This window comes from Variovorax sp. MHTC-1 (genome assembly GCF_003984645.1).
GTDB lineage: Bacteria > Pseudomonadota > Gammaproteobacteria > Burkholderiales > Burkholderiaceae_C > Variovorax.
This window is the reverse complement of the sequence record NZ_RWKI01000022.1, coordinates 14,041-40,925: the sequence shown is the minus strand read 5'-3', so window position 1 is coordinate 40,925 and position 26,885 is coordinate 14,041. Positions and strand designations below refer to the sequence as shown.

The window sequence follows — 26,885 nt, the reverse complement described above, 5'->3', positions numbered from 1 at the left end:
CCCAACCTGAGAGGCCAGCCATGTTCATCGATGCCGGCGCGCTATCGCCCGAAGCCACCTACCGCCTGATGAGCGGCATCGTCGTGCCACGCCCGATCGCGTGGATCACCTCGCAGTCGGAGAGCGGCGTGATCAACCTGGCGCCCTTCTCCTGCTTTACCTTCGTGTCCAACAAGCCGCCACTGCTGGGCGTGAACATCGGCCGCAAGGCGGGCCGGCGCAAGGACACCGGCGCCAACATCCATGCGCTGAGGGAGTTTGTCGTCAACATCGGCGACGCTTCACAGATGGTCGCGATCCACGAGAGCAGCGCCGAGCATGCGCCCGACGTGAGCGAGACCGAGCTGCTCGGCCTGCGGACCCTGCCCTGCAGCACCGTGCGCGTGCCTCGGCTCGCCGACGCGCCGGTGAGCATGGAGTGCCGCCTCGAGCGCGTGGTCGAATTCGGCGACACCGGCGCGGAGTTCATCGTCGGCGAGGTCACGATGTTCCACTTCCGCGAGGGCCTGGTCCACGACGGCAAGGTCGACACGAGGGCGCTCGATCCGGTCTGCCGCATCGGCGGGCCGAACTATGCGACGCTCGGCGCGATCGTCACGCTGCGCGGCATGCAGCAGACACCCAAGTCGGTGATGAATGGGGATGACGCAATCCGATGACGTGGCCGCCACCGCCGGCGCGCAGAGCGTGCGCCGCGCGCTGTCCGTGCTGCGCGTGGTCGCGACCGGGCAGGAGCGCGGCGTTCGACTGACCGACGTGGTGAGCCATACGGGCCTCAATCGTCCGACCGTGCACCGCCTGCTGCGAGTGCTGGTCGAGGAAGGGGCGGTTGAGCAGGACCCCGGGACGCGACGCTACCTCATCGGCGGGGATGTCTCGCTGCTGGGGTTGGCGCGCTCGGCACGTTTTCCGATCCGCGCGATTGCCGAGCCGCACCTGCGCTACCTCGCCGAGTCCCTGGGCGACACCACCTTCATCACGATCCGCCATGGCGCCGACTCGGTCTGCATCGACCGGCGCCCCGGCAGCTTTCCGGTGAAGGTGCTGTCGATCGAGATCGGTGCGCGCAGGCCGCTCGGCGTCGGTGTCAGCGGCCTGGTGCTGCTGGCATCGCTGCCGGAGGCGGAGGCTGCCGAGATCGTTCGGCGCAATGCGCGGCGGCTGCACTTGCTTCACGTCGATCCAGCGGAGCTGCTGGAGCGAGCTGCTGGCGCGCGTGCGCTGGGCTACGCATACGCGCCCGTGGGCGTGGTGCCCGGCTCCCGCGCCATCGCGGTTCCGGTGCGCCTGGCAGACGGGCGCACGGTGGCGGGGCTGGCGATGGCCACTATCACCGAGCGCTTGCCGGACGAGCGGGTGCCCGGCGTGGTGAAGCAGATGCAGGAGCGCGCGGTCTTGATCGGCGCCCAAGCTGTGGAGATTGCGCGGCGCAGGCGGTGAAGGCCGCAGGGGGCACTGATGCCGGACAGCAATCTGGTTGACACCCGGACTCCGAGTGCGGTCGCCGTCGATCTGCGGCGTCTGCAACGCGATGGGGCCGCCCGCGTAGATGCGGCCGCCGTCGTTGAGGATGGAGCCGGCGGCCGTGAGGCTGCCGGGGGCGGGAGGCACGTAAGGCTGCGAAGGCGCTGTGCCACCGCTGCTGCCGGTTCCATTGCCGGTGCTGCCGCAATCGCCGGTGGTCGGTGTTCCGGGGTTCGTTCCGCTGGCGCCAGTGCCGGGGTTGGGTTGCGAAGGCGTTTCAGGAATCGGCTCCGCGCCGATCACGCCACCCGTGGTGTTGCTCAAGCTCGGTGCCGGCACCGTCAGGCCGACCCCGCTGGTCTGGCGGATGGTGCCGCCGCGATTGTCCATATCACCGCCGGCGCTCGCGAGTTCGACCCTCGGGCCGTCGAGGTTGCCGCCCCCGTTGCCGAGCGTGCTCTGCGTGGCGATCTTGAGTTCGCCACCGCTGGCGATGCTGCCGCGGTTGGCCAGGCTGTCGGCGGACAGGTTGGCACCGACGCTGGCCTGCAGGGTGCCGATGTTCTCCAGCCGCCCCACCGCCGGCCGCCGCGCCCCCGGAGGTCATCGAATGTAGTACGTAAGTTCGCAGTGTTACGCCTAGTTTGCGCGTTTAGTGCAATAGTGCATGGCCTGCACAGCAGCAACTAGACGGACGGAGCAAACGTTTATGTTGAAAAATAAGATCTATCGGAGCGTTCTTAAATCTGTTCGCAGCTTTGGCCAGCATCGGTTTTTCCACAGCCCGCTGGTGGCGCACCTGCTCTGGGATACGGCACCGCGCGAAGCCTTGCTGCTGGCTGTCTGCCGATCCGAAATGTTTGTGGTCGCGGCGGGCGACCCCGTCATAGGGCAGTGGCTATTCAAGCATCGCGAGCCCTACAACTTTTCCACGCTGCACCGGGTTGCGTCGTTGCTGAGCGGGCGCCGCCTGACTTCGCTGATCGATATCGGCGCCAACATCGGAACGATCTGCATCCCTGCGGTGAAGCGCGGGCTGTTCGAAAGGGCCATCGCGATCGAGCCGGAGTCCCTGAACTATTCGCTGCTGAGGACCAACGTCGAGGTCAATCGGGTCTCGGCCCAGATCACAACGCACAACATTGCGCTGGGGGAGAAAAACGACGAGACCCTCTCGTTCGAACTCTCAAAGACCAATTTTGGCAATCACCGGGTTCGCTACGGCAACGACCGAACTGACCCCGGCGAGGGTATCGAGGTGCCATCGCAGAGCCTCGACCGAATTGCAGAAGGTGTGGATCTAGGTTCGGCGCTACTGTGGATGGACACTCAGGGATTCGAGGGCTATGTGCTGGCAGGCGGGCCCCGGACACTGCAGCGCAAGCCTCCCCTTGTCATGAAGTTCTGGCCTGGTGGGCTGTCGCGCAGCGGCGGCATGGAACGACTCAGGTACGCACTTCAGAGGGCAGGCTACACGTCATTCTGCGATCTGAACGAGCCGGGCGACGCGTTTCGTCCGTTCTCCGTCGAGGTGCTCGAAATCCTGGCTGCCAAGCTGGGATCGGGCGATGGTCAGCACGATCTGCTGCTCGTATGACCTTCGTTCTTTGGGTTGCGACCGCCCCCCGGCCATCCCCTCCTCGATCGGGTGTCCGCAGCCGCACATTGATCCGCACAGGAACACTTTTGGGTTAGGCAACTTCCTTCACGTTTGCGAGCCCGCGGCCCACCTGCAAGCCGCCGCGGGCCACCGCACACTGATCTTGCTGCCGCGGCGTCTCCTCCTCATCCCTCTTCCTTCAACGCCTCGACAGCTCCGGCCCCCCGGTGATTCGTCGCCGGGGGGCCTTTCTCCGTGAACTGCCCTCGGGGGGAGTGTGAGCGTCCAGTCATCCCATCTTGACCGGCCGCACGCGGTTCACTTGGACTGAAGCTGTGCTCCGACGTAGGCAACGCACTCCACGAGGTTGAGGGCGGCCAGCAGCAAGAACTTCTCGGCGTCAGTTCGCACGCGCAGCAGGTCGTGCTGGCCAAGGTGGCCATACACGAATGCCAGCAGGGAGCGCTCTGGGTGGTCAACGCAGAACTTTGTGATCATCTGCTCGACGAGGTCTGGCGGCACGCCCTCGGTGAACTTCATCGTCGCCGTCAGCCGCTGCAAGCAGGTTTCCTGGACGTCTTCAGAGATCGTTGGCAAGGCGTGCCCGCAGTGCTTCATGGCCTGGAACGCGACCAGCAGGACGTGGATCGGCACCTCAAGCTGCAGCATGTCGACCCCGTAGCGAGGCAACACGAGGATGGAGGCCAGCAGGTTCGGCTGCTGGACGTAGATTTCGTCAGCCAGCTCAACCTTCTGTTGCGCGCTCATACGGTCGACGGCGATGTTCGCCCGGACCATCACGGCCTGCGTGAGCAAGGTCATGGTGCCGCGTCGGACGCTGGCTGCCATCGGTGCGGCAGCAAGTCCTCGATCTGGCTGCTGCGCTGCATCGGCAGGCGCTGCAGCACGTCGCGCAGGTAGGTCCAGGGGTCGTGGCCGTTCAGGCGCGCCGACTGCACCAGGCCCATCACGATGGCGGCGCGCTGGCCGGCCAGTTCGCTGCCCACGAACATCCATGCCTTGCGGCCCATCGCCCACGGCTTGATTTGGCGCTCCAGGTGGTTGTTGTCCAGCGCGACGGCGCCGTCGTCCAGGTGCCGCGTCAGTGCGGTCCAGTGCACCAGCGTGTAGTCGATGGCCTTCGCCGTCGGGCCGCCGTCGGCCACCAGCCGGCGCTCCAGTTGTAGCCAGTGCTTGAGCTCTTCCCACAGCGGCTTGGCGAGCTGCTGGCGCTGCGCCCGGCGCTCGTCATCGCTGAGCTCTTTGAGCTGTGCCTCGAACCCGTAGATGCGCGCAAAGCGACGCACCACCTCCAGGCCCACCACGCTGGTGCCGTCGTGCGTCAACTCTTCGAAGTTGCGGCGTGCGTGCGCGGCGCAGGCTGCGCCCAAGCGGTCCGGATACAGCCGCGGATCGACCACAGTCTCGTAGGCGCTGTAGCGGTCGGTCAGCAACGTGCCCGACCATCGCCTACCGTGTCTATCCTGGCCTCCCAGGAATGCCAGCGGGTACTGCGCCCCGCGTCCCGGGCAGAACTCGTAAATCACACCAGGCACCTTGTCGTGCCAGCTTCTGGCGTAGGCCCAGACGTAGGCTCGGCGCGTCTTGCCCGCGCCCGGGTCCAGCAAGGCCACGGGCGTCTCGTCGGCGTGCAGCACTGCGCAACTGAGGATGAAGCGCCTGTGCACCTCGTGCAGCGGCTCCAGCGCCGCACCCGCCTGGCCGGTGATTGACCCCAGCGTGGAGCGCGGCGTGTGCACGCCACTGCGGGCGTTGATGGCCGCTTGCCGGTAGTACGGCATGTGGTCCACGAAGCGGCTGATCAGCGTGTGTGCGACGAAGCCGCTGGCAGCGATACCGCCTTCGATGACCTGCGCGACGCTGGGCGCCTGGCGCAGCACCTGGCAGCAGCGGCAGGCCCATTTGCCGTAGATGTGACGATGCACGAAGAACTCGGCAGGCACGATGTCCAGCTGCTCGCTGACCTCCTCGCCGATGCGCGTCATCGGGCGTCCGCAGCCAGGTTCCTGGCAGTCGGTGCGCTCGGGCTCGTGGTGGTGCTCCACACGGCGCAGGTGCGCGGGGAACGGGTTGCGACGCGGCCGACGTGGGGGCGCCGTGGTCGTTGTGCCCGAGGCTGCTGCGGCGGCCGCGGCCGCCGCGGCTTCACGCCGAAGCCGCTCAAGCTGCTCGCGCAGGCCCGCCTCGTCCTCGGCCAGCGTCTCCTCGAACAAGCGGCGCTGCTCGGCATTCATGGCCTCGGACTTGGCGCCGAACTTCCAGCGCTTGAGCCTAGCCAGCTCGAAGGTGATCTTGTCGATCTTGGCCTCGCGCAGTGCGATCTCGCGGTCCTTGCGCTGCAGCAGCGCGTCGCGCTCGGCGAGCGCCTGGTCGCGTTGCGCAAGGACACGGCCATGCTCGGCCAGTTGCTGCTCCTGGTCTTGCAGCCGCTGGAGCAACTGAGCAACCAGCGCAGCTGTCTCGGCGGACAGTCCCGAAGGATTCGCTGCAGGAAGATCACGCGCGCCAAGCATGCGTTGCATGATGCCAGTGCACGCCGATGCAAACATCGGCACATCCGCTGTCAACGCGTGCAAGGGCGATTGTGTCTGGGCCTCAGGCTCGCGTGATGACGCTTAGCTCGGGAAGGCGCTGCCACGGCAGCCCCAGGACCAAGGCGTCGAACTGCGCAGGTGTGAGCGAAGGGCGTCGCGTTGGTCGTGCCCGGCCAGACGAAGCGCCCCGCGTTGAGCCGGCGCGCCGCGCACCACACGCCGAAGCCGTCGTGCACCAGCAGCTTGACGCGCGTGCCGCGGGCGTTCGCGAACAGGTAGCCATGGTGCGCCTGCGCTGCGCCGAAGACTTGCACCACGCGCGCTAACAGGCGCTCGGCGCCGGCGCGCATGTCGATGGGGTCTGCGGCCAGCCACATCGCGTCGATGCGGATCATCGAAGCAGCTCGCGCATCCAGGCCGCGCACTCGCTGGCGGCACCTGCCGGCCAGGACACCGTGACCGTTGTGGGCCCACGCCGCAGCTCGATGCGAATGTCTGGGGCCTGAGCAGGAGGCACCGGTGCCGGCAAGCTGACCGGCACGAAGACGGTCTTGGGCTCTTGCGCCTTGGCTCCATCCACGACGTTCGCGCGCACGACCTCGCTTCTTGGCTTCATCTCGGCCTCGTGCACCCATCGCCGCAGCAGGTTGGCGTTGATGCTGTGAGCCATTGCCACTGCGGCCATCGACATGCCAGGCTGCGAGCAGGCCGCCACCGCACCGGCCTTGAACTCGTCGCTGTGCGCGCGTCGGCGCTGGCGCGGACCAGCTTGTTGATCGGGGATAGTGTTCACGAGTCCACCAAGAGTTGAAGTGGACTCGAGGCTCCTATGCTCCGAGCCAGCTTTCAAGATGGTCGGACCGGACGTTCACGGGGGAGTCGCTCTCGCGCCAGTTCAACCCAGAGCGCAGCGCAGCCGTCGAGTTGTTCACGACGGGATCAGTCCTGCGCGCAAGACGCTTTGCGTTCTGAATCGAGATGGAGGCGACAGCTACCTTGATACGCGCCTGGGCCACACTTGTCTTGGCCCCAATCTCGTCAAAATCTGAGTGCCCAGGACGCCTCAATACATGCAAGCGCTTCAGGAGCGGACGGCTTAACACGCAATGCAGCAGCTGCCCGGTCGTGCCCGCGTTGTTGCTACTTAAGCATGCAAATCAGGTCAAGCTGAGAACAGACCGCCTACGCAGATTTGGCAACTCGGGGAATGGCCCGACCGGAATGCGCACTTTGGCCTGCTTGTGGCCGGTGACCGGAATAAACCAAAATCAGTTCATGGAATCGAGTCACTTCTCCTCTGCGCCGAAAGACTTGGGAATCACCGCTCGCCTCGCGCGACCGGACGACCACGCCAGAATTGTCGCGGATGCGAGCAAGTCGATGGTAAGAGCGAAGCGACACTACAGCCCTGAAGAGGGGCGCCATCGCCCCCTCGTTCTCGCGGTGTTGGCAGCGATCGGCTTGATCGGACTCGTGATCGCTGCATCTCCCGATCTCCTGCGCTGACAGGACGTCTCGCGAGGGTTTTCATCGGAAAGAGTTCGCCCGTGCGCCAAAGGCAACGACGACAGGTGCTATTTCCCGAAGGTGGTTCGTGGCGCACCGTTTTCATTTGCTAGTGGTGCAGGGGTCCCGAGATCTGCCCGCAATCGAACCTTCAGGGGCTGAAGGCCCGAGGTAGTGTTGATTGGCTCAGGTCTGAAGCGCTGATGACGGCGCTTCGAGGCCACATTGCGCTGTTTTAACGGCAGCACCTCCGCCCCAGGGCCTCGCCACCCCCGGCAATCCGGTGCCGCCCGACAACTACTTCCCCAACACGTCAGTGCCGAAGACTTCGTAGTGCAAACGCGCCTGCGCGACCCCTAGCGACTTCAGCATTTCGACCTGCATGCGCATGAACGGCATGGGACCGCAAACGTAGTAGTCGGCGTCCGGCTTGAGTACCGACTTCGCAACTCGGCGCAGATCCACCAATCCCACGTGATCGTGATCGTAGCCTTGTACATCGCTGTCCAGCGGTGCGTCGTAGAACACGATGCTCGTGAGGCGCCGGTTGGTGTCGGCGGATGCCTTCACCCGTTCCTTCATGGCGTGCACGCTGCTGTTGCGTGCGCCGTGCACGAAAACGACCTCGCGCTCAGTATTCTTCAGCACCGCGTTGAGCATGCTGACCAGCGGTGTCAGGCCGACACCGCCGCTGATGAGCACAACCGGCGTGCTGGCTGCGACATCGATGTGGAAAGCGCCGAACGGTGGCGTGATCCGGACGACATCGCCCGGATTCACATGGTTGTGCAACAAGTTCGACACGTAGCCGGCGGCGTGCTCGGAGAGTTCGCCTTCTCGCCGGACGGAGATCCGGTAGCTCCTTCCATTGGGCGCATCCGATAGACTGTACTGGCGGACATGTTGCAGGCCCAGCCGCGGCGCATCAACCGCCACGCTGACGTACTGACCCGGCTTGAAGTCCGCGAGCGGCTTCCCGTCTTCGGGCTCGAGGAAGAACGACGTGATCACATCGCTCTCCTTTCGTTTGCGGCGCACCACGAAATTGCGCCAGCCTCGCCATCCACCCGGGCGCGCTGCGGCGTCGTCGTAAAGCGCGCGTTCGGCGCCGATGAGGATGTCCGCGAGCGCTTCGTACGCCTCGGCCCACGCGCCAAGGAAGTCGGCCGTCGCCGCTTCTCCGAGCACCTCCTCGATAGCCGCCAGCAAATGCTCTCCGACAATGGAGTACTGAGAAGGTTGCACATTCAGGCTGGCATGCTTGTGCGTCATCCGCGTCACGGCCGGACCCAGCGCCGGCAAGTTGTCGATATGTGTTGCATAGGCCAGCACCGCGGCTGCCAGCGCGCGGTGTTGCTCGCCTGTCTGCTGGTGACGCACATTGAACAGGTTCTTCAGTTCAGGATGCGCTTGGAACAGCCGCTCGTAGAAACGCTGAGTGATCGTCACCCCGTGTTCGGCAAGCACCGGCGCCGTGGCTTTGATGGTGGCGATGGCGGTCTGCGTGAGCATCTCGATCTCCCCTGACATTGGTGCCGTACAGGGAGCATAGGAAGCACAAAGCGATGCGTCAACGAAAGCTCCTTCGCGGTGCTAGGGCTACGATGAGCGAGGGTCCTTAGACCAGGTGGTGCTTCTGTCATACGCCAGGGAGGGGCTTCTCTCACGTGTTCGTGCAGAAAGTCGGTTGGAGCTTCTCGACGAGGCGTGGGCGGGCGAACCTCTGGTGCGATAGTTGCTAACCCTCTTCTTCAGTTCGCTTTGGAAGGGATAAGCTGAAGATGGCGGGGGCCCGTTCGGCTCAACGAGATTGAGGCATGGCTAGCGACAGTTCCAGTGAGTTTGAGTATCGAGGATGGCTGGTGAAGATTGAAACCACCGGCAGCGGGGAGGTGTGGTCGGGACACGCCGAGTTGTACTTGAACGGTGACCACGAGTGCCGGCTCGCTCTCTCCACGAATCGCAAGGATTCGAGCAGCGCCTGCTGGGCGCTCGACTCGAAGGCCCGGAACTTCATCGACGAGTGGACAACGAGACCTCGGACTGGGGAAACCACTTTCCAAGATTTGTAGCCGCTCGGCTTGGTACTTCGGGGAAGCGAACGACACAGTCTGTGCCACAGCAGGACGAGTACGTGGCATCCAGACTTCGTCCAGGTCGCAGACGACCATCAGGAGCCAGTTTGCCGCCAGCCACGCGCCGGTCCTCCGGTGTTGCGCAGTGGCAGACGAGCTCTCCGCCCAGCAAGGGTTCGAAGAGACGATAGTGGTTCTCCTACGGAGCCAGACGCTTGGGGCTCACGAGCGAACGCGAGCAGACCCGTATGGTCCGCCAAGTGTCCCTTCTAGCTTTTCTCGTCGAAGACAGCCTCACCATCCGGAAGAACCTGGTTCCGGCCATGGAAGACATGGCCGACGTCCAGGTGGTCGGAGTTGCGGGCTCCGAGCGCGAGGCGGCTGCCTGGCTAGAAGAGCATGCCGGCCAGTGGCAACTGGCGGTGATCGACCTATTTCTCTCAGAGGGCTCCGGATTGGGCGTCGTGAGGGAGTGCAGAAGGCGCCGCCCGAATCAGCGTGTCGTCGTGCTGACCAACTACGCAACCGACGACATGCGCCGGCGCTGCTTGGCGGCTGGCGCCGATGTGGTTTTTGACAAGTCGACCGAGCTCGAGGCCTTCTTTGCGTACTGCCTTGAAGCTCCCCAGCAGGAAGTTGCCTCAGTACCCGCTCAGGCCACAGACGGCCTGCTGAAGGCAAGGGACCTGATTCAGTATTAGAACTTTCGTAGTGAATGGCCAGGGCCCGCATCTCGTGGCACTCTCAGCGCTTCATGAAGAACAAGAAGCGCGGCACCATCGAGATGACCGCCGCTATGGTGATATCCGGAACCATCGGATGGTTCGTCGTGGAATCGGGCCAGCCCATTGTCGACCTGCTGTTCTGGCGCTGCGCCTTTGGCGCGGCGACGCTGTATTGACACATCAAGAGTCTCCAAATCGCATTCGCGCGACAGCATGCCGCTCGCGTGTTGTCAATGAAACACCGCGCCGCCACAATCCGCGCAAGGTCCGATGAAAGACAAAGCGCCCAACCCTCAACCCAAGCGCCGTGAAGGCGTCATGGGGTCGGGCCGGATCTTCGCTCATTGCAAGGCGGCGACAGCGCCCGTGGTTTTCCGGTGAGCGAGACGAGGCAATCGCTCCATCCAGGCCGCGCCGCGGGTCACGCGGTGTTCCGCGCCGTGAGCTGGACGATCACGCTGGTGGTGCTGCCGATCGTGATCATCACGCCGCTGACCTTGAACCAGCAGCTCACGCTGTCGGTTGCGATCTTCATCGCCGCCTTGGTCATCCACCGCTTTCCGGGCCGGTTGCCCATGCTGGCGCTGATCTTCCTGTCGGTCGTCGTCTCGGCGCGCTACCTGTACTGGCGAATCACCGACACGATGTACATGAGCAATGTGCTGGATCTCGTGCTGGCGTCGGGGCTGCTCATGGCGGAGATCTACGCCTTCGTGGTGTTGCTGCTCGGCTATGTCCAGACCGCCTGGCCGCTGGAGCGCAAGCCGCTGCCGCTGCCCGCGGACCGGTCGCTGTGGCCCACGGTCGATATCCTGATACCGACGTACAACGAGCCGCTGTCGGTGGTTTGCCCGACCGTGCTGGCCGCAATGTCGATCGACTGGCCCCGCGACAAGATCAAGATCTTCGTGCTCGACGACGGGCGTCGCGAGCAGTTTCGGGAGTTCTGCGAGCAAGTGGGCGTGGCCCACGTCACGCGCGACAACAATCGGCACGCCAAGGCCGGCAACATCAACGCGGCGCTGAAGAACACGAGCGGCGAGTTCATCGCCATCTTCGATTGCGATCACACGCCCACGCGCTCCTTTCTGCAGGTCACGATGGGCTGGTTCGGCCGCGATCCCAAGCTGGGGATGGTGCAGACGCCGCACCACTTCTATTCGGCCGATCCGTTCGAGAAGAATCTCGATACCTTCGGCACGGTCCCGAACGAGGGCGAGCTGTTCTACGGGCTGATCCAGGACGGCAACGACCTGTGGAACGCGACCTTCTTCTGCGGCTCGTGCGCGGTGCTTCGGCGCACCATCTGCGAAGAGATCGGCGGCATCGCGGTGGAGACCGTGACCGAGGACGCGCACACGGCGCTCAAGATGCATCGGGCGGGCTACAACACCGCGTATCTGGCACTTCCGCAGGCGGCCGGCCTCGCCACCGAAAGCCTGTCGGGCCATGTCGGCCAGCGCATCCGGTGGGCGCGCGGCATGACCCAGATCTTCCGCATCGACAATCCGCTGCTGGGTCACGGGCTGAGCTGGGCACAGCGGCTGTGCTACCTCAACGCGATGTTGCACTTCCTCTATGGTCTACCGCGGCTGATCTACCTCACGGCGCCGCTGGCCTACCTCGTGTTCGGCGCCAGCGTGATCCACGCCTCGGCCGCGATGATCTTCGCGTACGCGTTGCCGCACATCTTCCATGCCAACCTGACGAACAGCCGCATCCAGGGGCGCTTTCGGTACCTGTTCTGGAACGAGGTATACGAGGCGGTCCTGGCCTGGCACATCTTTCGCCCGACACTGGTGGCACTGATCAATCCCAAGCTCGGCGCGTTCAATGTCACCGCCAAGGGCGGGTTGATCGAGAGGGAGTACTTCGACACCCAGATCGCCAAGGCCAGCCTGCTCCTACTGCTGCTCAATTTCATCGGCGTGGGCTTCGGCCTGTGGCGGTTGACCTGGGTCGATGAAGAGCGCATCGCCACCGTCTGGCTCAATCTTTCATGGACGCTCTACAACCTCGTGATCCTCGGCGCCTGCGTCGCCGCGGCCAACGAGTCGCGCCAGATGCGGGCAGCGCACCGGGTCGACCTGCGGATGCCGGCGACCCTGCATTTTCCTGGCCAGCCACCTCTTGCCTGCCACACCTTCGACTTTTCCAACACCGGTCTGGGCATCGATCTGCCGGTCGACGCCCGGTACGCAAACGCCGTGCCGCTGGAGGTGTCGCTGTTTGACGGCGAGGTGGAACACCGCTTTCCCGCCACGGTTCGCTTCAGCCGCGGCAAGCGCCTGGGCCTGCGCTTCGAAGCGCTGACGCTGGCCCAGGAGCACGCGCTCGTGCGGTGCACGATCGCGCGACCCGACATCTGGTCCGAGCGCTGGGGCAAGCATCCCCGGATCGGGGCGCACCGGGTGCTCGCCCACATCGCGCGCATCAGCGCCGTCGGGTTCAAGGACATGTTTTCACACTACGGCCGCGCCGTCGCGCGCAGGCTGCGCCCTTCGACGGCTGCTGCAGATAAGTCTCGCAGCGGGGGATCCGCCTGATGCGGGCGAGCAATCGGGCCTGGGTCGTCTCGTTCTTGCTGGGCTTGCTCGCCTGTGGCGAGGGATCGGCGCAGGGATTGCGCGAGCCCTCCAACGCAGCGGCCGCAAGTGCGGTGACGGCCACAGGCGCCCGAAGCGCCGCAGCTCGCGAAATGAACCTCGCGCAGCTGGGCGTCGACTACTCCGTCACCCTGCGCGGCACCAGCGCGACGGTGGGCATACCGTTCAGTGTGCGCGCGGACGAGCTGATCACGGCCGCGTCGCTCAAGCTCGACTATTCCTATTCGCCGGCCCTCATCCCAGAGCTGTCCCATCTCAAGGTGAGCGTCAACGACGTGGGCGTGACCACGCTACCGGTTACGAGCGCCGAAGCAGGCAAGCCGCAGAGCGCCGTCATTCCGATCGACCGGCGCCTGATCACCGACTTCAACCGCATCAATATCGAATTGATCGGGCACTACACACGCGGGTGCGAGGATCCGTCGCACACCAGCCTCTGGGCCAAGGTGGATGCGTCGAGCACGCTGCGCCTCACCGTCGAGCCGTTCAAGATCCACGCCGATCTCGCGACACTGCCGCTGCCGTTCTTCGACGCGCGCGATACTCGCCGGCTCAACCTGCCCTTCGTCTTCGGCAGCGCTGCGGCTTTCTCCACGCTGGAGGCAGCAGGCGTCGTGTCCTCGTGGTTCGGCGCTCTCACGGACTACCGCGGCGCCGTCTTTCCGGTGTCAAGCGGGGCGCTCCCGACGGGCGCGCATGCCGTGGTGTTTGCCATGCCCGATACCACCATTGCCGGTCTTGCGCTCCCTCCGATCGAAGGCCCGACGCTCGCCGTCGTCGACCATCCTGGCAATGCGACGCACAAGCTGCTGCTCGTCATGGGCCGGAACCCTGCCGAACTGCGTACCGCGAGCTCGGCGCTGGTGCTCAACAGCCGCGCGCTGACTGGTACATCCGCCCTCATCTCCAACTTCGCGGAGCCGGCCGCACGCCGCGCCTATGACGCCCCGCGCTGGATCGCGAGCGACCGGCCGGTGCAACTGGGCGAACTGGCTGCGGCGGACGATCTGACGGTGGCCGGCTACACACCGGACGTGGTCAAGGTGAACCTGCGCTTGCCTCCCGATCTGTTCACCTGGCGCGCCCGCGGCATCCCCCTCGATCTGGGCTACCGCTACACACCGCGCGTGCGCGCGGACCAGTCGACGCTGAACCTCAGCCTCGGCGAGACCTTCGTCGGCTCCCTGCCGCTCAAGGCCGCGAACCCTGCCGGCGAACGATGGTGGAACCCGCTCGCGCAACCGCTGCTGCCGGACGGGTCGGTCGGCGAGCGCAAGAAGATCCTTCTGCCGCCGCTCGCGCTGGGCTCGCGCAACCAGCTGCGCATGCACTATTACTTCGAACCCGCGGCCGGTCCTTGCACCCCGTTGCTCGACAACGTGCGCGGCGGCATCGAGGCCAATTCGACCATCGACATCTCGGCGCTCCCGCACTATCTGGCGATGCCGGAGCTGGCGAGCTTCGCTAACGGCGGATTCCCCTTCACACGTGTTGCCGATCTCGCCGAGACTGCCGTGGTGCTGCCCGAACAGCCGACATCGTCGGACACGCAGACATACCTCGCGCTAATGGGCCAGCTCGGCAACGCAACCGGCTATCCGGCACTGCGGGTCACAGTCGGTGGTGCGTCGAAGGTCTCGCAATGGGCGGACAAGGATCTGCTGGTCATCGGCAATTTGCAGAACCAGCCGCTCTTCGCGCAATGGGCCGAGCGCATGCCGCTGAAGCGCAGCCAACGCGTGCAGGCGTTCCGCCTCGGAACATGGGTTGACGAAACGCTGAAGTTTGTTGCCGGCACACGCCAGCGGGAAGACCTGCCGTCCAGCACGCAGATGACCGTTGCGAAGGACGGCAGCGACGCCGTGCTGTCGGGATTCGAATCACCGCTCAAGCCGGGGCGCAGCGTGGTGGCCGTGGTGGCCGACGCCGGCTCCCAACGCGCGCTCCTGAACGCACTGATGTCGCCCGAGCTCCTCAAGGCAATCCAGGGCAGCACGGCGATCGTGCGAGAGGCACAGGTGCACAGCCTGCTCGCGGGCGAGACCTACTACGTCGGGCATCTGCCGCCCATCGCCTGGCTGCAGTGGAATCTCTCGCGCAGCCCGTTGCTGCTGGCGGCCCTGGTCGTGGCGCTGGCCTTCATCGGTGCCGCCGCGGCCTACCTCAGCCTGCAGCTGCGCGCGCGCCGAAGGCTGCGCTAGCGAGCGGCTCTCCTGAATCATCGATGACGAGCCCCCTGCCTCCCCCGGACCCCGCGCGTGCCGAACGACGTCGCTACCTCACCGCGCTCTCGCTGTCGCCCCTAACTGCCGCCATGCCGGCCCTGGCGTATGCGAACAGCGGCGCATGCCTCGCCACCGCGGACTGGACCAGCTTCGTGGAGCGCCACGTCCAGCGCGACGGCCGCATCATCGACTTCGACACGCCGCAGAATCACTCGACATCGGAGGGCCAGTCCTATGGCCTGTTTCTCGCCCTGGTTCACAACGACCGCGCCACCTTCGCCCGAGTCCTTCAATGGACCAACGCCAATCTAGCGGCCGGCCGGCTCGGTGAGCGGCTGCCGGCGTGGCGATGGGGCCGCAAGCCCGACGGAAGCTGGGGCGTGCTCGACGACAACCCGGCCTCCGACTCGGACCTGTGGATCGCCTATGCGCTGCTCGAGGCGGGGCGTCTTTGGAGCGAGGCGAGCTACAGGGCGCTCGGCCGCAGCGTGCTCTCGACGGCCACGCGCGAGGAGGTCGTCTCGCTGCCGGGACTCGGCAGGATGCTGCTGCCCTGGCCGCGCGCGATCGCCAGCGGGCCGCTGTGGCGGCTCAATCCGAGTTACCTGCCACTGCAGCTCATGCGCCGGTTCCAGCAGGAAGACGCGCAGGGACCGTGGCGCGAGATCGCGGACAACACTGTGCGGATGCTGGGCGCTGTCGCACCGCGCGGCTTCGCCCCCGACTGGTGTGCCTGGGCCGAAAAGGACAAGGCCTTCACGGCCGACCCCGAGAAGGGCACTGTCGGGAGCTATGACGCGATTCGCGTCTATCTCTGGGCCGGCATGCTGCACGCCCGGGACCCGGCGCGCGCGCCGCTGCTGAAATCCCTGCACGGTCCGCGGACAGTGCTCCAACAGAAGAAGCCGCTTCCCGAATACGTCGATACGGACAGCGGCGCTGCACGCGGCGCCGCGCCGGTCGGCTTCGCGGGTGCGCTGCTGCCTTACCTGAAGGTGCAAGGGCTGCAAGGCCTGCTCGACGTGCAGATCGCGCGCATCCGCGACCGGGCGCCGAGCCCGGCCCAGCCTGCCTTGGCGCCGCTGCCCTACTACGAACGCATGCTGGTGCTGTTCGGCCAGGCGTGGATCGATGGCCGCTACGCCTTCGACAGCGCCGGCCAGCTGCAGCCGAATTGGAGAGTCCTGTGCCCATCCACGCAACTCGCCTGACGCGGCTTGCGTGCCTGGCCGCGTGGGGTGCGCTGGGAGCGGCAGGGCCGGCCACGGCCCAGGGCGATGCGCGAACCGCGTTGACCGAACAGGGCATCTACTGGCAAAGCCTCGGCCGCCTCGAACTCGCCGAGGCCAGCTGGCGCAAGCTGCTCAGTGCAGATCCCCGGTCTGCCGATGCCCTGTACGGCATGTCGCAGGTCGAGCTGGCACGAGGCAATACCGAAGCGGCGCGCGGCTGGATCGCGCGCCTGCGCGCTGCGCACCCCGGCGACGATAGGGCCACCCGGTTCGAAGCGCGCAACCCGCAGCCCGGCGCACGGGCCACCGACCTGCAACTCGCGCGGTCGGCCGCACGCGCCGGGCGCACGGCGGAGGCCGTGCAGATGTACCGCACGATCTTCAACAACCGGCCGCCGCCCGAGCCGCTCGCGCTCGAGTACTACCAGTTGCTCGGCGCCAGTGCGGGAGGTTGGGACGAAGGCCGCAGGGGTCTCGAACAACTCGTGCGGGACAAGCCGGAGAATCTCGACTACAAGCTCGCGTTGGCGCAACTGAACACGTACCGGGAGCCGACACGGCGCGAGGGCATCCGCAGCCTGGTCGATCTTTCGACGCTACCTGCCACCGCTCCTGCGGCGCGCGCCAGCTGGCGCCAGGCACTGCTCTGGCTCGACGCGCGCGCCACCGATGCGGCGCTCTACCGAGACTACCTCGCGACACAGTCCGATCCGGCGGTGGCCCAACGCCTGCAGGACTTGAACGATGCACGTCCACAAGTCGCCGAGCCTGGGGCTACCGATCCTCTGCGGCCGGGCTTCGCGGCCCTCGAGCGGGGTGAGCTTTCGACTGCGGAGCGGCGGTTCCGGGAGGCGCTGCGACTGCGGCCAGGCAACCCTGATGCGTTGGGCGGGCTCGGGCTTGTACGCCTGCGCCAGGAGCGCTTCGCGCAAGCCCAGGAGCTACTGGAACAGGCTTCGAAGGCCGGTGCCAGGAAGTGGGCTTCCGCGCTTCGAAGCGCCACCTATTGGAACCTCTTCGGGCAGGCCAGCGCGGCACGCGGCCGAAACGATCCGAGCGCCGCACGCAGTCTGTTGGAGCGTGCCGTGCAACTCGATTCGAGAGAGAGCGCGGGCAGGACCGCACTGGCGGACCTGCAGCTGGAAGCCGGCGATCTGGCGGCGGCCGAGCAGGGTTATGCGCGCGTGCTGGAGAGGAAGCCCGGTGACGCGCAGGCGCTGCGTGGCCTCATCACCACCTACGCGCGGCAGGGCCGCGTGAACGATGCGCTGGCGCTGTCGCGCCGGCTCGGACCACGAGAGGCCGACCAGTTCGCCATCCTGCAAAGCATTCGCATCGACCAGGCGCGCGCGCAGGCCAGGCGACAGGAGGAGGCCGGCCATCTCGCCGATGCCCAGCGCACGCTCGAGGAGGCCCTGGTGGCCGACCCGAGCAGTGCCTGGATCCGGCATGACCTTGCCCTCCTCTACCGCCGCCAAGGGCTGGAGGCGCAGGTGCGCCAGATGATGGACGGCTTGCCAGCCTCGCAGCGCGACACCCGCGATGACCTCCACACGCGCGCGTTGCTGGCGGCGGATGCCGGGGATCCGGCGGCGGCACTGCAGTACCTCGAACGCCTGCCTGCCGCATCGCGCACGCCGGCCATGATGCAACTGCAGCGCCGCCTGTGGGCGCTGGATCAGGCGCAGCGGGCGCGGGAGTTGGCGCGCCAGGGACAAGCCGACGCCGCACGCGACCTGCTGGCACGGACGGAGTCAACGCTCGGCGCCGACGTCCCGCGCGAGACCATCGGCCCGCTCGCGCTCGCCTACGGCGATGCAGGCGAAACGACACGCGCGTTGAGCCTGAGCCGCCAACTGGTTTCGAACGGCGAGTCACCATCGGTCGCCGACCGATTGCTGCATGCCTCGCTCCTGTTCAAGGCGAATCAGGACACCGAGCTGGCGGCGGTGCTGGAGCAGCTGCAAATGGCCGACATGACGAGCGCACAGCGCAAGGATTTCGACGCTTTGCGCGCCGGCTACGACGCGCGGCAGGCTGGTACCCAGCTGGCGGTTGGCGGCGACGTGGCTGATCGCAGCGCCACGCTCACTGCGGGCGGCGTGGATCGCCGCCGCGACGGCGAGCCAGGGCTCGGGCGATTGTCGGACAGGCAAATACCCATCGAGGCGCGCATTCCCGTGGGCGAGGGCCGGCTCGTCCTGGGCGCGACGCCGACCGTCCTCGATGCCGGCACGCTTGCCGCCGATGTCACGACCGCCAGCCGCTTCGGCGGTGGCGCCCAGGCCGCGCAGCTGCAGTCGGTCGGCGCCGTCGAGGCCCCGGGCGCGCAGAATGCGCGCGGAGTCGGCCTCAGCGTGGGCTATGAGAGAAAGAACCTCGAGGCCAGCATCGGCACCACGCCCCTGGGCTTCGCCGAAACGAACGTCATCGGCAATCTCACCTACAGAGGCCAGTTCGCCGACAACGTCTCGTTGAAGGCGGATCTGTCGCGCCGCCCCGTGACCGACAGCCTGCTGTCGTTTGCCGGCACGCGCGATCCGCGCACGGGGGTTCAGTGGGGCGGCGTGATCGCCACCGGCGCTCGCCTCGATCTCGGTCGCGATTTCGGGAGGTACGGCATCTACGGCTACGGCTCGGCCCATTCGATCACCGGCAAGAACGTGACGACCAACAGCCGCTACGAACTCGGCGGCGGCGTGTACCTGCCCGTGTCGCGCAGCGCGAGCTCTTCGCTCACCGTGGGGATGAACCTAGACCTCCTCTCCTACGACAAGAACCTCAGCCAGTTCACCTATGGGCAGGGCGGCTACTTCAGTCCGCAGAGTTATGCCAGCCTGACCCTGCCACTCGATTGGAGCGGACGCGACGGCCGGATGGCGTGGCGACTGAACGCATCGATCGGCGTGCAGTCCTTCAGGGAAGATCCCTTTCCTTCACCTTTCGCGACCGGCATGGCGGCATTTGCCGCTCCGGGCACACAACGCACGGGCGTCGCGTACAGCTTCGCGGCGATCGTCGAATATCAGGTCGCGCCGCAGCTCTATCTGGGCGGCGCGCTGGGTTTCAACAACGCGCGCGACTATCGGCAGATCACCGGCAACGCTTACTTGCGCTACGTGTTCGGCAATTCCGGATTCCAGAACGTCCCGACCGGCGGCATGACGCTCAAGCCCTTCAGCTCGCCGTACACGCCGCTGCTATAGGTCTGAGCGAAGAAGCGCGTCTTGGGCGGCTTTGCGAGAGACGGCGCGGCCTAGCGCGTGCATGATTGCGGCGCGAGTTCCCATGCGAAGGAGAAGAGCCCATGTCGTCTTCCACCGATTTCGAGTCGATGTTCGATTTCGCGCCCATGTCGCTGCGGCTTGAAGACTACAGCGGACTCAAACGGCTGTTCGAAGCGTGGCGTCGCGACGGTGTCGTCGATTTGGTGGACCATCTGAATGCCGAGCCGCAGCGCGTGCGCGAATGCATGGCGCAGTTGCGGGTACTGAGCGTCAACCAGAGCACGCTCACGATGCTCGCAGCCCCCAGCCAGGCCGAGCTGCTGTCGCGGCTCGACAGCGTCTTTCGTGACGACATGGCGGCCTCCGTGATCCATGAGCTGGACCAACTCTGGCGCGAGAATCTCTGCTTCGACAACCAGACGGTCAACTACGCGCTGGACGGTCGCAGGCTCAATGTGCACGTGCGCGTTCGGGTGCTGCCCGGGCATGAAGAGTCCTGGGATCGGGTGCTGGTCTCATTGGACGACGTCACCAACGCGTGCGCGCCGAACGGCTGCGCCAGGAGAGCGAGCCCTATGCACGCGACCTGTTCGACCATTCGCCGGTGTCGCTGTGGGTGGAAGATTTCAGTGCCGTCAAGGCCTTGCTCGACGACATACGCGCGCGAGGCATCAGCGATTTCGCGACCTTCATCAAGGTGCATCCGGAGTTCGTGACGCGCTGCATGCGCGAAATCCGTGTCATCGATGTCAACCGCGAAACCTTGCGCATGTTCGGCGCGACCGACAAGGCCACGCTGCTGGAGAACATCCCGCACATCTTTCGCGACGAGATGCACGACTCCTTCGCCGAGCAACTGCAGGACTTGTGGGACGGCAAGACCCAGCAGCAGCGGGAGGTCGTCAACTACTCGCTCGCGGGCGACCTGGTCAACATCCGCATGCAGTTCGCCGTGCTGGAAGACCGGGTCGCGACCTGGGACCTCGTGCTGGTTTCGCTGGTCGACATCACAGCGAGGAAGAAGGCGGAGGCCTACCTGGAATACCTGGGCAAGCACGACGTGTTGACAGCTGCGCAACCGCGCCTATTACACGGAAGAGCTCAACCGGCTTTCGCGCAAGGGCCCATGGCCGGTCTCGGTGCTGGCGATCGACCTGAACGGCTTGAAGCCTGTCAACGACGAGGAAGGCCATGCCGCCGGCGATGCGCTGCTGCGCCGCGTGGGCGAGGTGCTGAGCAAGGCGGTTGACGAGCCCGGCTGGCCGGCGCGCATCGGCGGGGACGAGTTCGCCGTCGTGCTGCCGAAGACCGACCAGCGCGGCGCAGAGGCGATGCGCGATCGCATCGTGTCGATGCTCGAGCTCAACAACCAGTTCTACGCCGGTCAAAGCGGGCACGTGCTGAAGCTCGCGATCGGCCTGGCGACCTGCGAGGCGGGCGAGCAGCTGGATGGCGCGCTGCAGCGCGCGGACAAGGCCATGTACGAGGACAAGGCGAGCTACTACCGAGAGCACGACGGCGAGCGCCGCCAGAGATGATGAAGCGAGGAGTGCCTCGTTTTTCGGGGAACAATAGCGGCTGCAACTGAATGTCCCGAGGCCTTTGCCTCGTTTGCGCTTCCAACAACCACCGTCATGCCCAGTCGCACCCTTGCCGGCCATCTCAAGACTTGCGATGGACAGATCCTCTGGGCCAATGAGGATGCGCACAACCTGCTCGGCTACCCGCTCGGCGCACTGGCCGATATGCCGTTTGGCGACTTGCTCCCGATCCGGTCGGAGTCGAAGCCCGATTCCGACGTTGTTTCTTCCGAGGACATGGAGGTTCCGGCGCGTGGCGCCATCGACGTCCTTCGCGTCGCGCTGCGCGCCCACCACGGTCGCAGCATCCTGGTGGACATGCGCGGCGAGCGCATGGACGATCGTTGCATCCTGTGGACCTTCGGGCTGGCGGCGCGGGGCGTGCGCGGTGAGCGGCTCGACATGCTGTCGCGTCACGACGCTCTCACCCGGCTCCCGAACCGCATTCCTTCGATCGAGGAACTGGGCCAGACGCCCCATGCACATGATGGCGACTCCGACCGCCTGCTGGCGGTCGTCTATCTGGACATCGACCGCTTTCGGGACGTCAACGACAAGTTCGGTCCCTCGGGAGGCGACGCGGTGCTGCGCGAGGTGGCCCGGCGCCTCAGGACGGCGCTGCCGCCCGACGCCGTGGCGGCGCGGGTCGGCGGCGACGAGTTCGCGCTCCTGCTTTCCTTCACCACCCGGCAGCAGTGCGAAGCTTTGCTGCAGCAGCTCCTGGCACGCCTGGCCCACCCCTACCGGCTGCAGGATCGATCGGCGCGCTTGCGCGTCAGCGCGGGCGTGGCGCTCATGGCGCATGGCGAGCAGCCGACGGAGGTGATGCTGCAGCACGCCCAGCGCGCGGTTTTCTTTGCCAAGCGCGCCGGCGGCAGCCAGGTGCACTTCTTCGATGCGGCGCAGGCTCTGGAGGAGCAGCAGGAGCAACTGTTTCGGCAGCGCATCAAGGAAGGGCTGGTGCGAAACGAGTTCATCCTGGCCTATCAGCCCAAGGTGGACATGCAGCGCGGCGTGGTCATTGGCTTCGAGGCGCTGATTCGCTGGCAGCATCCCGAACGCGGCCTGCTGCAGCCGGCCGCGTTCGTGCCCTTGATCGAGGACCACGAACTGGTGGAACAGATCGGGGACTGGGCCATCGGCGAGGCGGTTCGCCAGGCTGCTCAGTGGTTCGCCCTTGGCGTCAAGACCTCAGTCAGCGTCAACATCAGCCCGCGCCATCTGCTGCGCCCCGATTTCATCGAACGATTGGCGTTGCACCTCAAGTGCTTTCCGCAGTTGCATGCCGGCGTGCTGGAACTGGAAATCCTGGAAACCACTGCGATCAAGGACTTCGGCGCCGTCGCCGATTTCATCGGCGACTGCAACGAACTGGGCGTGCCGATCACTATGGACGACTTCGGCACCGGCTACTCGTCCCTCACCTACTTGCGTCAGCTCCCCGTAGCGACACTCAAACTGGACCAGTCCTTTGTGCGCGGCATGCTCGAGGATGCAGAAGATCGAGCCATCGTCGAAGGCATTCTGGTGATGGCACGTGGCTTGGGCCGCAAGGCCATTGCCGAGGGTGTGGAGTCCGTGGCCCACGGCGATGCGCTCATGGCGCTGGGCTGCACGCTGGGCCAAGGCTACGGCATCGCCAAGCCTTTGCCGGCCGATCAGATCCCGGATTGGATCGCCGATTTCGAGCGCTCGCCCCCCTGGGGCAGGACGGCCACGGTTGAGCAGCTGGGGTGAAGGGCGAGCTCAAGGGCTGAGGATCAGCCTCGCCGAGACGACGTGTGACCTCAGGCCGCGCTCCAGGCAATGTCCGGCAGCATGGCAATGCCAGGACGTGCAAACAGGTAGCCCTGGAACAGCCTTACGCCAAGCCTGCGCAGCGCGTCCAATTCATCCCGGCTCTCGACACCTTCTGCAATCACCTTGATCTGAAGCTCGTCGCATGTCGCGACGAACCCCTTCACGATCGTGAACTGCACGGCGCTGAGGTGGATGTCCCGAACGAAGCTCATATCGATCTTGACGATGTCCGGCTGAAAGGCGGCCAGCAGTTCGAACCCCGCATAGGCAGCACCGAAGTCGTCGATGGCCGAGGTGAACCCGAAGCGCTCGAAAGTCCGGAACGTTGCGGCCAGTTCGGGCAGGTCCTTGAACGGCTCGCCCTCGGTGATCTCGAACATCAGGCGATCGACGGGAAAGCCCACCCGCTCGGCCGTGCGAATGGCGGTGCGGAAACATTCCGCCGGTCGTGCAATGTCGTTGGGCATGACATTGAGGCTGAGCCTGGATTGCATGCCGAGCATCGATGCCATCTCGATCGACCTCACGCGGCACGCCTCGTGGAAGGCAAAGCGATGACGCGCCTCCACCCTGCCGAGCACCTCGAAGGCCCCCTCCCCGCGAACGCCTCGAACGAGCGCCTCGTGCGCGAAAACTTCCCGCCGCTCGAGGTCGACGATCGGCTGGAAGGCGATCGTGAATTCGGGGCCGATGCCGGGGATGGCGGCGTCGATGACGTTCTTGGAATTCACTGGACCAAGGACTCTCGCAGTGGCAAGGACGAACCGTGGCGGGTTTCCGAAGTTTCGGATCTGGGCGCGGCCATCATGAACCGATTTCTTCCCTCTTTCTTGGCGGCATACAGCGCCGAGTCGGCGCATGCCAACAACGTCGGAAAATCTTCACCCTCTTCCGAGAGCGCGACCCCGATGCTGGTCGTTACCTGCAACGTGCGACTGGGAAGAACAAACGTCGGACGCATGGCAGCCACAACCTTGCCGGCAACCAGACGGGCTTCATCGGCATGGGCAACCCCCTCGAGCAGGATCACGAACTCGTCGCCGGCAAAGCGCGCCGCCATATCCGTCTCGCGCACGCTCTCCTTGAGCCGGCGGCCGAACTCCTTGAGCACCGCGTCGCCCGCTGCATGGCCCAGCGAATCGTTGATCGACTTGAAGTAGTCGATGTCTAGGAACATGAGACAGATCGGAGTGCGAGACCGCCGGGACCTTGCCATCGCCTCGCGCACGTGCTCTTCGAAGGACCGGCGGTTCGGCAGGCCAGTGAGCGCGTCTTCACGCGCGAGGGTGTCCAGCTGCATCTGCTTCTGCTTCAGGTCGCTGACATCGTTCGCAAGGATGTACAAGCCGACGACCTCGCCCTCTGCATTCCGCTGGGGCAGGTAGGTCGTCTGCAGGGTTCGCTCGCCGATCAGCAGCTTGGCCGTCTGTTCGAAGGACACCTCCTCTCCGGCAAAGGCCCGCGCCAGCAGCGGCTTGCGCATCTCGTAGTGGGCGTCGCCGACGGCCTCCCGGATCGGCCGGTTCATCATGGATGACGGCGGTATGCCGAGCCAGGTCTGGTAGCGGCCGTTACAGAAAACCACCCGCTCGTCGAGGTCCAGCTCGGTCATAAGCGCCGGCACGTTGTCGGTCAGGCCGCGCAGGCGCTGCTCGCTCTCGGCGCTGCGGATCTCGGCCTTCTTGCGCTCGGTCACGTCGAAGGTCATCGCATAGTAGCCCTGCACGACGCCTTGCGGATCGCGATCGGGAATGTAGTGGGACTGGAACCACTTCTGACCGACCCCACGTGCGGGGTCCCCTTTCTTCTCGAATGTCACTGCCTCGCCGGCGAGCACGCGGCGCACATAGGGCTCGACCATCCTGAAGTCTTCGATACCGCGCACGTCCGGCAAGAACTTGCCCACCAGGTCGATGTTGTCGAACAGCGCGCGCAACTGCGCGTTGACGAATGTGAAATGCAATGACGCGTCCACGTGCGATACCAGTGCCGGCAGGTTGTCCGTGATGGTGCGAAGGCGGGCCTCGCCCGCGGCCCGCTCACGCTCAGCCACCTTCTGGCGCGTGATGTCGAAAGTCATCACGTAGTAGCCGACTGTCTCGCCGCCATCGCGGATATCGGGTATCAGATGGCACTCGAAGAAGCCTTCCTTGCCGCCGCGGTCGTAGGTACCGACGTAGCGTGTCGCCGTGCCCGTCAATACCTTGGCAATCTCTGGAACGAGTTGCTGGTAGACCGCATTGGGCAGCGATTCCTTCATCGTCATGCGGCCGATGTCGGCAGGCGTCTTGCCGCGCATGCTGAGACCGGCCTTGTTGCCGAAAAGGCAGCGCTGGTCGCGATCGAAGTAGCCGACCACGGCCGGCAGGTTGTCGGTCACGTCGCGCAGGAATCTTTCGCTCGACTGCAGCCGCTCCTGCGAGGTCTGGCGCTCAAGCATCAGCGCATCGAAGGTGCGCGAAAGATCGCCGATCTCGTCCCCCGGCGGCAGCTGCTCCATGGGTACGTAGCTCGAGTCGGTGCGCGAGACCTTCATGTGCTCGTGCAGTCGCGACAAGGGCGCGAGCTGCGAGCGCATGACCGCGAAGGCGAACCCGCCCACCAGCACCGCGAGGAGCAAGGCGCCGGCCCATGTGTAGCGCTCGATGTCCTCCAGCTGGGCAAAGGCCTCGTCCCGCGGGTAGATGCATCCGAGCACCCAGTTGGTCTGGCCGAGACGCTTGAAAGCGTAGAGCCCGCGCAGGCCGCCGCGATCCGTCGCCTCCATCGCGCCCTCGAATCCGGCCAGGGCTCGCTCCATCGCGGGGCGCCCGTTCGCGGCGTCGGCGCGCTGCAGGATCCGGGACTTGTCGGGGTGGTCGACGACGATGCCATCCGTGTTGACAATGAACATGTATCCGCTCTGGCCGAACTTGATGTTGGCAAGTTCGCCGAGGAAGTTGTGCTCGCTGAGGTTGATGGCGCCGGAGATGACATAGACCACCTCGCCCTGCCGGTCGAGCACAGGCTCGGTGATGGCGATCTGCGCCATGCCGTTGACGCGGTTGCGGTAGGGCTGCGAGATGCCCCCCGCCTTGTTGGCAACCGTCTGCCGGAAGTACTCGCGGTCCTTGATATTGACCTTGCCGATCTTGTCCGCGCCGTTGAGGTTGGCGACCAGTTCTCCCTTCATGTCGACAATGGCGACGTTGGCGAAAGCCTCCTTCAGCGACCTGTGCCGCATGACGAAGTCCTGCAGCAATGTGGCGTCGGCAATGTGGTGCGCTTCGATGCTGTCGCGGAAGGTCTTGAGCAGCGTACGGCGGCTCAAGAATTTCTGGTCGACTGCGTCGGCGATTGCGGAGATCCGTTCGAACTCCTCGTTCGCGATGGACGACTGCATGTTGCGCTTGACGAAGTAGAGCGCGGCGGTAGTGACCCCCAGCGTCGTCAGGAGCGCGATCGCGACCACGCCCAGGGACAACCGGGCGCGCAGGCCAAGGCGAGGAAGGCGAAGAACTCGGAAGCGCATCGTGTGAATTCAAGAACAGCAGAGCTGAAAGCGTCGCTCTGTTCTCGTGGCCAATGTCGGATCGACGCCTCGCCGGAGCATACCCAACAAAGTCGGGTCCGGCACCCATATCCGAGCAACCGGAAATCGTGCTTGCGTGATTGAAGTTGCGTTCTCTGCGACGCAGTGGCGGGGCCCGGCGGCGGCAGCCGCTCAATTGCACCGTTGATGCGTAGGGCATGCTTCGCTGCGTCCATCGATTCGCCGTTGATCACTAACGTATTCAGTGCAGGGCCGGGCAACTCCCGGCCGGGCGATTGGGTGGATCTCGAAACTGCGGTTCGGGCACAACGCGGGGGACCAGCTTCTGCGAGCTTTCACGGACTGGCTGTCGCAGGCCCTGCGTCCAAGTGGCATTAGCGCGCATCTGGGCGGCGACGAGTTCACGGTGATCACGGAGGCGCTTGCCCAGCGCCGAGGCGACAGCCAACAGCGCCACAAAGATCGTCGAGGTCATGCGCGCGCCGTTGGTCATCAAACAATGAACGATCAACACCACGAGCATCGTTTTGACGTTCTGTCAGGGCGATGCGATGACCAACCTGCTGTATCGCGCTGACGACGGAGCACGCCGAACGGGAAGGCATCGCGCAGCACTGAAGTCCGACCGCATAGCCCATTCGGGCCGAATAGAGTTCGGCCATGAGCGTCGGCCAACACATCCCCTTCGGACTTCGCCCCGACGGTTCGCTCATCGACCCGTTCACGGCCGAGCGAGGCTTGGCCTGCAACTGCGTGTG

General features: G+C 65.5%; 18 protein-coding genes and 2 pseudogenes. 13 read left to right on the top strand and 7 right to left on the bottom strand.

All coding sequences use genetic code 11. From position 1 onward, the window contains the following. Positions 1-20: 20 nt before the first annotated feature. The 3 genes from EJI01_RS24280 to EJI01_RS24270 all read left to right on the top strand — a co-directional run bounded on the left by EJI01_RS24280 (position 21) and on the right by EJI01_RS24270 (position 3,061). Positions 21-659: a flavin reductase family protein gene (locus EJI01_RS24280; protein WP_126839687.1), complete on the top strand. Its 639-nt coding sequence runs from the start codon at positions 21-23 to the stop codon at positions 657-659. Then, positions 643-1,440, top strand: coding sequence for an IclR family transcriptional regulator (locus EJI01_RS24275; RefSeq protein ID WP_126839686.1), 798 nt, complete (start codon positions 643-645; stop codon positions 1,438-1,440). Before EJI01_RS24280 ends, EJI01_RS24275 begins: the two co-directional genes overlap by 17 nt. Before the next feature lie 733 nt (positions 1,441-2,173). Further along, complete coding sequence (locus EJI01_RS24270) at positions 2,174-3,061, top strand: FkbM family methyltransferase (protein ID WP_185879039.1); 888 nt, start codon at positions 2,174-2,176, stop codon at positions 3,059-3,061. A 321-nt stretch (positions 3,062-3,382) separates the two neighbouring features. Here the strand turns inward: EJI01_RS24270 and EJI01_RS24265 are convergent, their stop codons facing one another. Genes EJI01_RS24265 through tnpA form a run of 4 tightly spaced genes read right to left on the bottom strand, consistent with a single transcriptional unit; the run spans position 3,383 to position 6,412 of the window. Next, the gene (locus tag EJI01_RS24265) at positions 3,383-3,886 is read right to left on the bottom strand and encodes a hypothetical protein (RefSeq protein WP_126839684.1); all 504 of its coding nucleotides are present in this window, start codon (positions 3,884-3,886) and stop codon (positions 3,383-3,385) included. After that, the gene (gene tnpC / locus EJI01_RS24260) at positions 3,883-5,607 is read right to left on the bottom strand and encodes an IS66 family transposase (RefSeq protein ID WP_260602653.1); all 1,725 of its coding nucleotides are present in this window, start codon (positions 5,605-5,607) and stop codon (positions 3,883-3,885) included. Before tnpC ends, EJI01_RS24265 begins: the two co-directional genes overlap by 4 nt. 41 nt (positions 5,608-5,648) lie before the next feature. After that, positions 5,649-6,014 carry an IS66 family insertion sequence element accessory protein TnpB gene (gene tnpB / locus EJI01_RS24255; RefSeq protein WP_126839683.1) on the bottom strand — a complete coding sequence of 122 codons (366 nt, stop codon included), beginning with the start codon at positions 6,012-6,014 and terminating at the stop codon, positions 5,649-5,651. Then, on the bottom strand, positions 6,011-6,412 hold the full coding sequence (gene tnpA, locus EJI01_RS24250) for an IS66-like element accessory protein TnpA (protein WP_260602651.1): 402 nt from the start codon (positions 6,410-6,412) through the stop codon (positions 6,011-6,013). Before tnpA ends, tnpB begins: the two co-directional genes overlap by 4 nt. 482 nt (positions 6,413-6,894) lie before the next feature. Between tnpA and EJI01_RS29105 the strand changes: the two genes are divergently transcribed. After that, complete coding sequence (locus tag EJI01_RS29105) at positions 6,895-7,125, top strand: hypothetical protein (protein WP_126839682.1); 231 nt, start codon at positions 6,895-6,897, stop codon at positions 7,123-7,125. 297 nt (positions 7,126-7,422) lie between these two features. On the opposite strand, the gene hmpA is transcribed toward EJI01_RS29105, so the two are convergent. Further along, positions 7,423-8,637 (bottom strand): NO-inducible flavohemoprotein, encoded by a 1,215-nt coding sequence (gene hmpA, locus EJI01_RS24240; protein WP_126839681.1) that lies wholly within the window; start codon positions 8,635-8,637, stop codon positions 7,423-7,425. A 778-nt stretch (positions 8,638-9,415) separates the two neighbouring features. On the opposite strand from hmpA, the gene EJI01_RS24235 reads away from it, so the two are divergent. From EJI01_RS24235 to EJI01_RS24200, 8 genes and pseudogenes are all read left to right on the top strand, one after another. Continuing rightward, the gene (locus EJI01_RS24235; protein ID WP_312846083.1) at positions 9,416-9,901 is read left to right on the top strand and encodes a response regulator transcription factor; all 486 of its coding nucleotides are present in this window, start codon (positions 9,416-9,418) and stop codon (positions 9,899-9,901) included. A 53-nt stretch (positions 9,902-9,954) separates the two neighbouring features. Continuing rightward, positions 9,955-10,095, top strand: a pseudogene (locus EJI01_RS24230) (EamA/RhaT family transporter); the annotation flags it as partial. Between the two features lie 207 nt (positions 10,096-10,302). Continuing rightward, a complete protein-coding gene (gene bcsA, locus EJI01_RS24225) occupies positions 10,303-12,471 on the top strand; it encodes a UDP-forming cellulose synthase catalytic subunit (protein WP_126839680.1) in 2,169 nt (722 codons plus the stop codon). Positions 12,472-12,623: 152 nt separating this feature from the next. Then, complete coding sequence (bcsB, locus tag EJI01_RS24220) at positions 12,624-14,732, top strand: cellulose biosynthesis cyclic di-GMP-binding regulatory protein BcsB (protein WP_260602650.1); 2,109 nt, start codon at positions 12,624-12,626, stop codon at positions 14,730-14,732. 23 nt (positions 14,733-14,755) lie between these two features. After that, positions 14,756-15,967 (top strand): cellulose synthase complex periplasmic endoglucanase BcsZ, encoded by a 1,212-nt coding sequence (gene bcsZ, locus EJI01_RS24215; RefSeq protein ID WP_126839678.1) that lies wholly within the window; start codon positions 14,756-14,758, stop codon positions 15,965-15,967. 80 nt (positions 15,968-16,047) lie between these two features. Then, entirely contained in the window at positions 16,048-19,194 is a 3,147-nt protein-coding gene (locus EJI01_RS24210; protein ID WP_260602648.1) for a cellulose biosynthesis protein BcsC, read from the top strand. A gap of 101 nt (positions 19,195-19,295) precedes the next feature. Beyond that, positions 19,296-20,753 (top strand): annotated as a pseudogene (locus EJI01_RS24205) (diguanylate cyclase domain-containing protein). Positions 20,754-21,113: 360 nt separating this feature from the next. Continuing rightward, complete coding sequence (locus EJI01_RS24200) at positions 21,114-22,532, top strand: putative bifunctional diguanylate cyclase/phosphodiesterase (protein ID WP_185879038.1); 1,419 nt, start codon at positions 21,114-21,116, stop codon at positions 22,530-22,532. Between the two features lie 50 nt (positions 22,533-22,582). Here EJI01_RS24200 and EJI01_RS24195 read toward each other — a convergent pair whose 3' ends face one another. Next, positions 22,583-23,326, bottom strand: a complete 744-nt coding sequence (locus tag EJI01_RS24195) for an EAL domain-containing protein (protein WP_185879043.1) — start codon at positions 23,324-23,326, stop codon at positions 22,583-22,585. Beyond that, on the bottom strand, positions 23,323-26,106 hold the full coding sequence (locus EJI01_RS24190) for a PAS domain-containing protein (protein ID WP_126839675.1): 2,784 nt from the start codon (positions 26,104-26,106) through the stop codon (positions 23,323-23,325). Before EJI01_RS24190 ends, EJI01_RS24195 begins: the two co-directional genes overlap by 4 nt. Before the next feature lie 265 nt (positions 26,107-26,371). On the opposite strand from EJI01_RS24190, the gene EJI01_RS24185 reads away from it, so the two are divergent. Next, positions 26,372-26,704 (top strand): diguanylate cyclase domain-containing protein, encoded by a 333-nt coding sequence (locus tag EJI01_RS24185; protein WP_126839674.1) that lies wholly within the window; start codon positions 26,372-26,374, stop codon positions 26,702-26,704. Positions 26,705-26,885 lie beyond the last annotated feature (181 nt).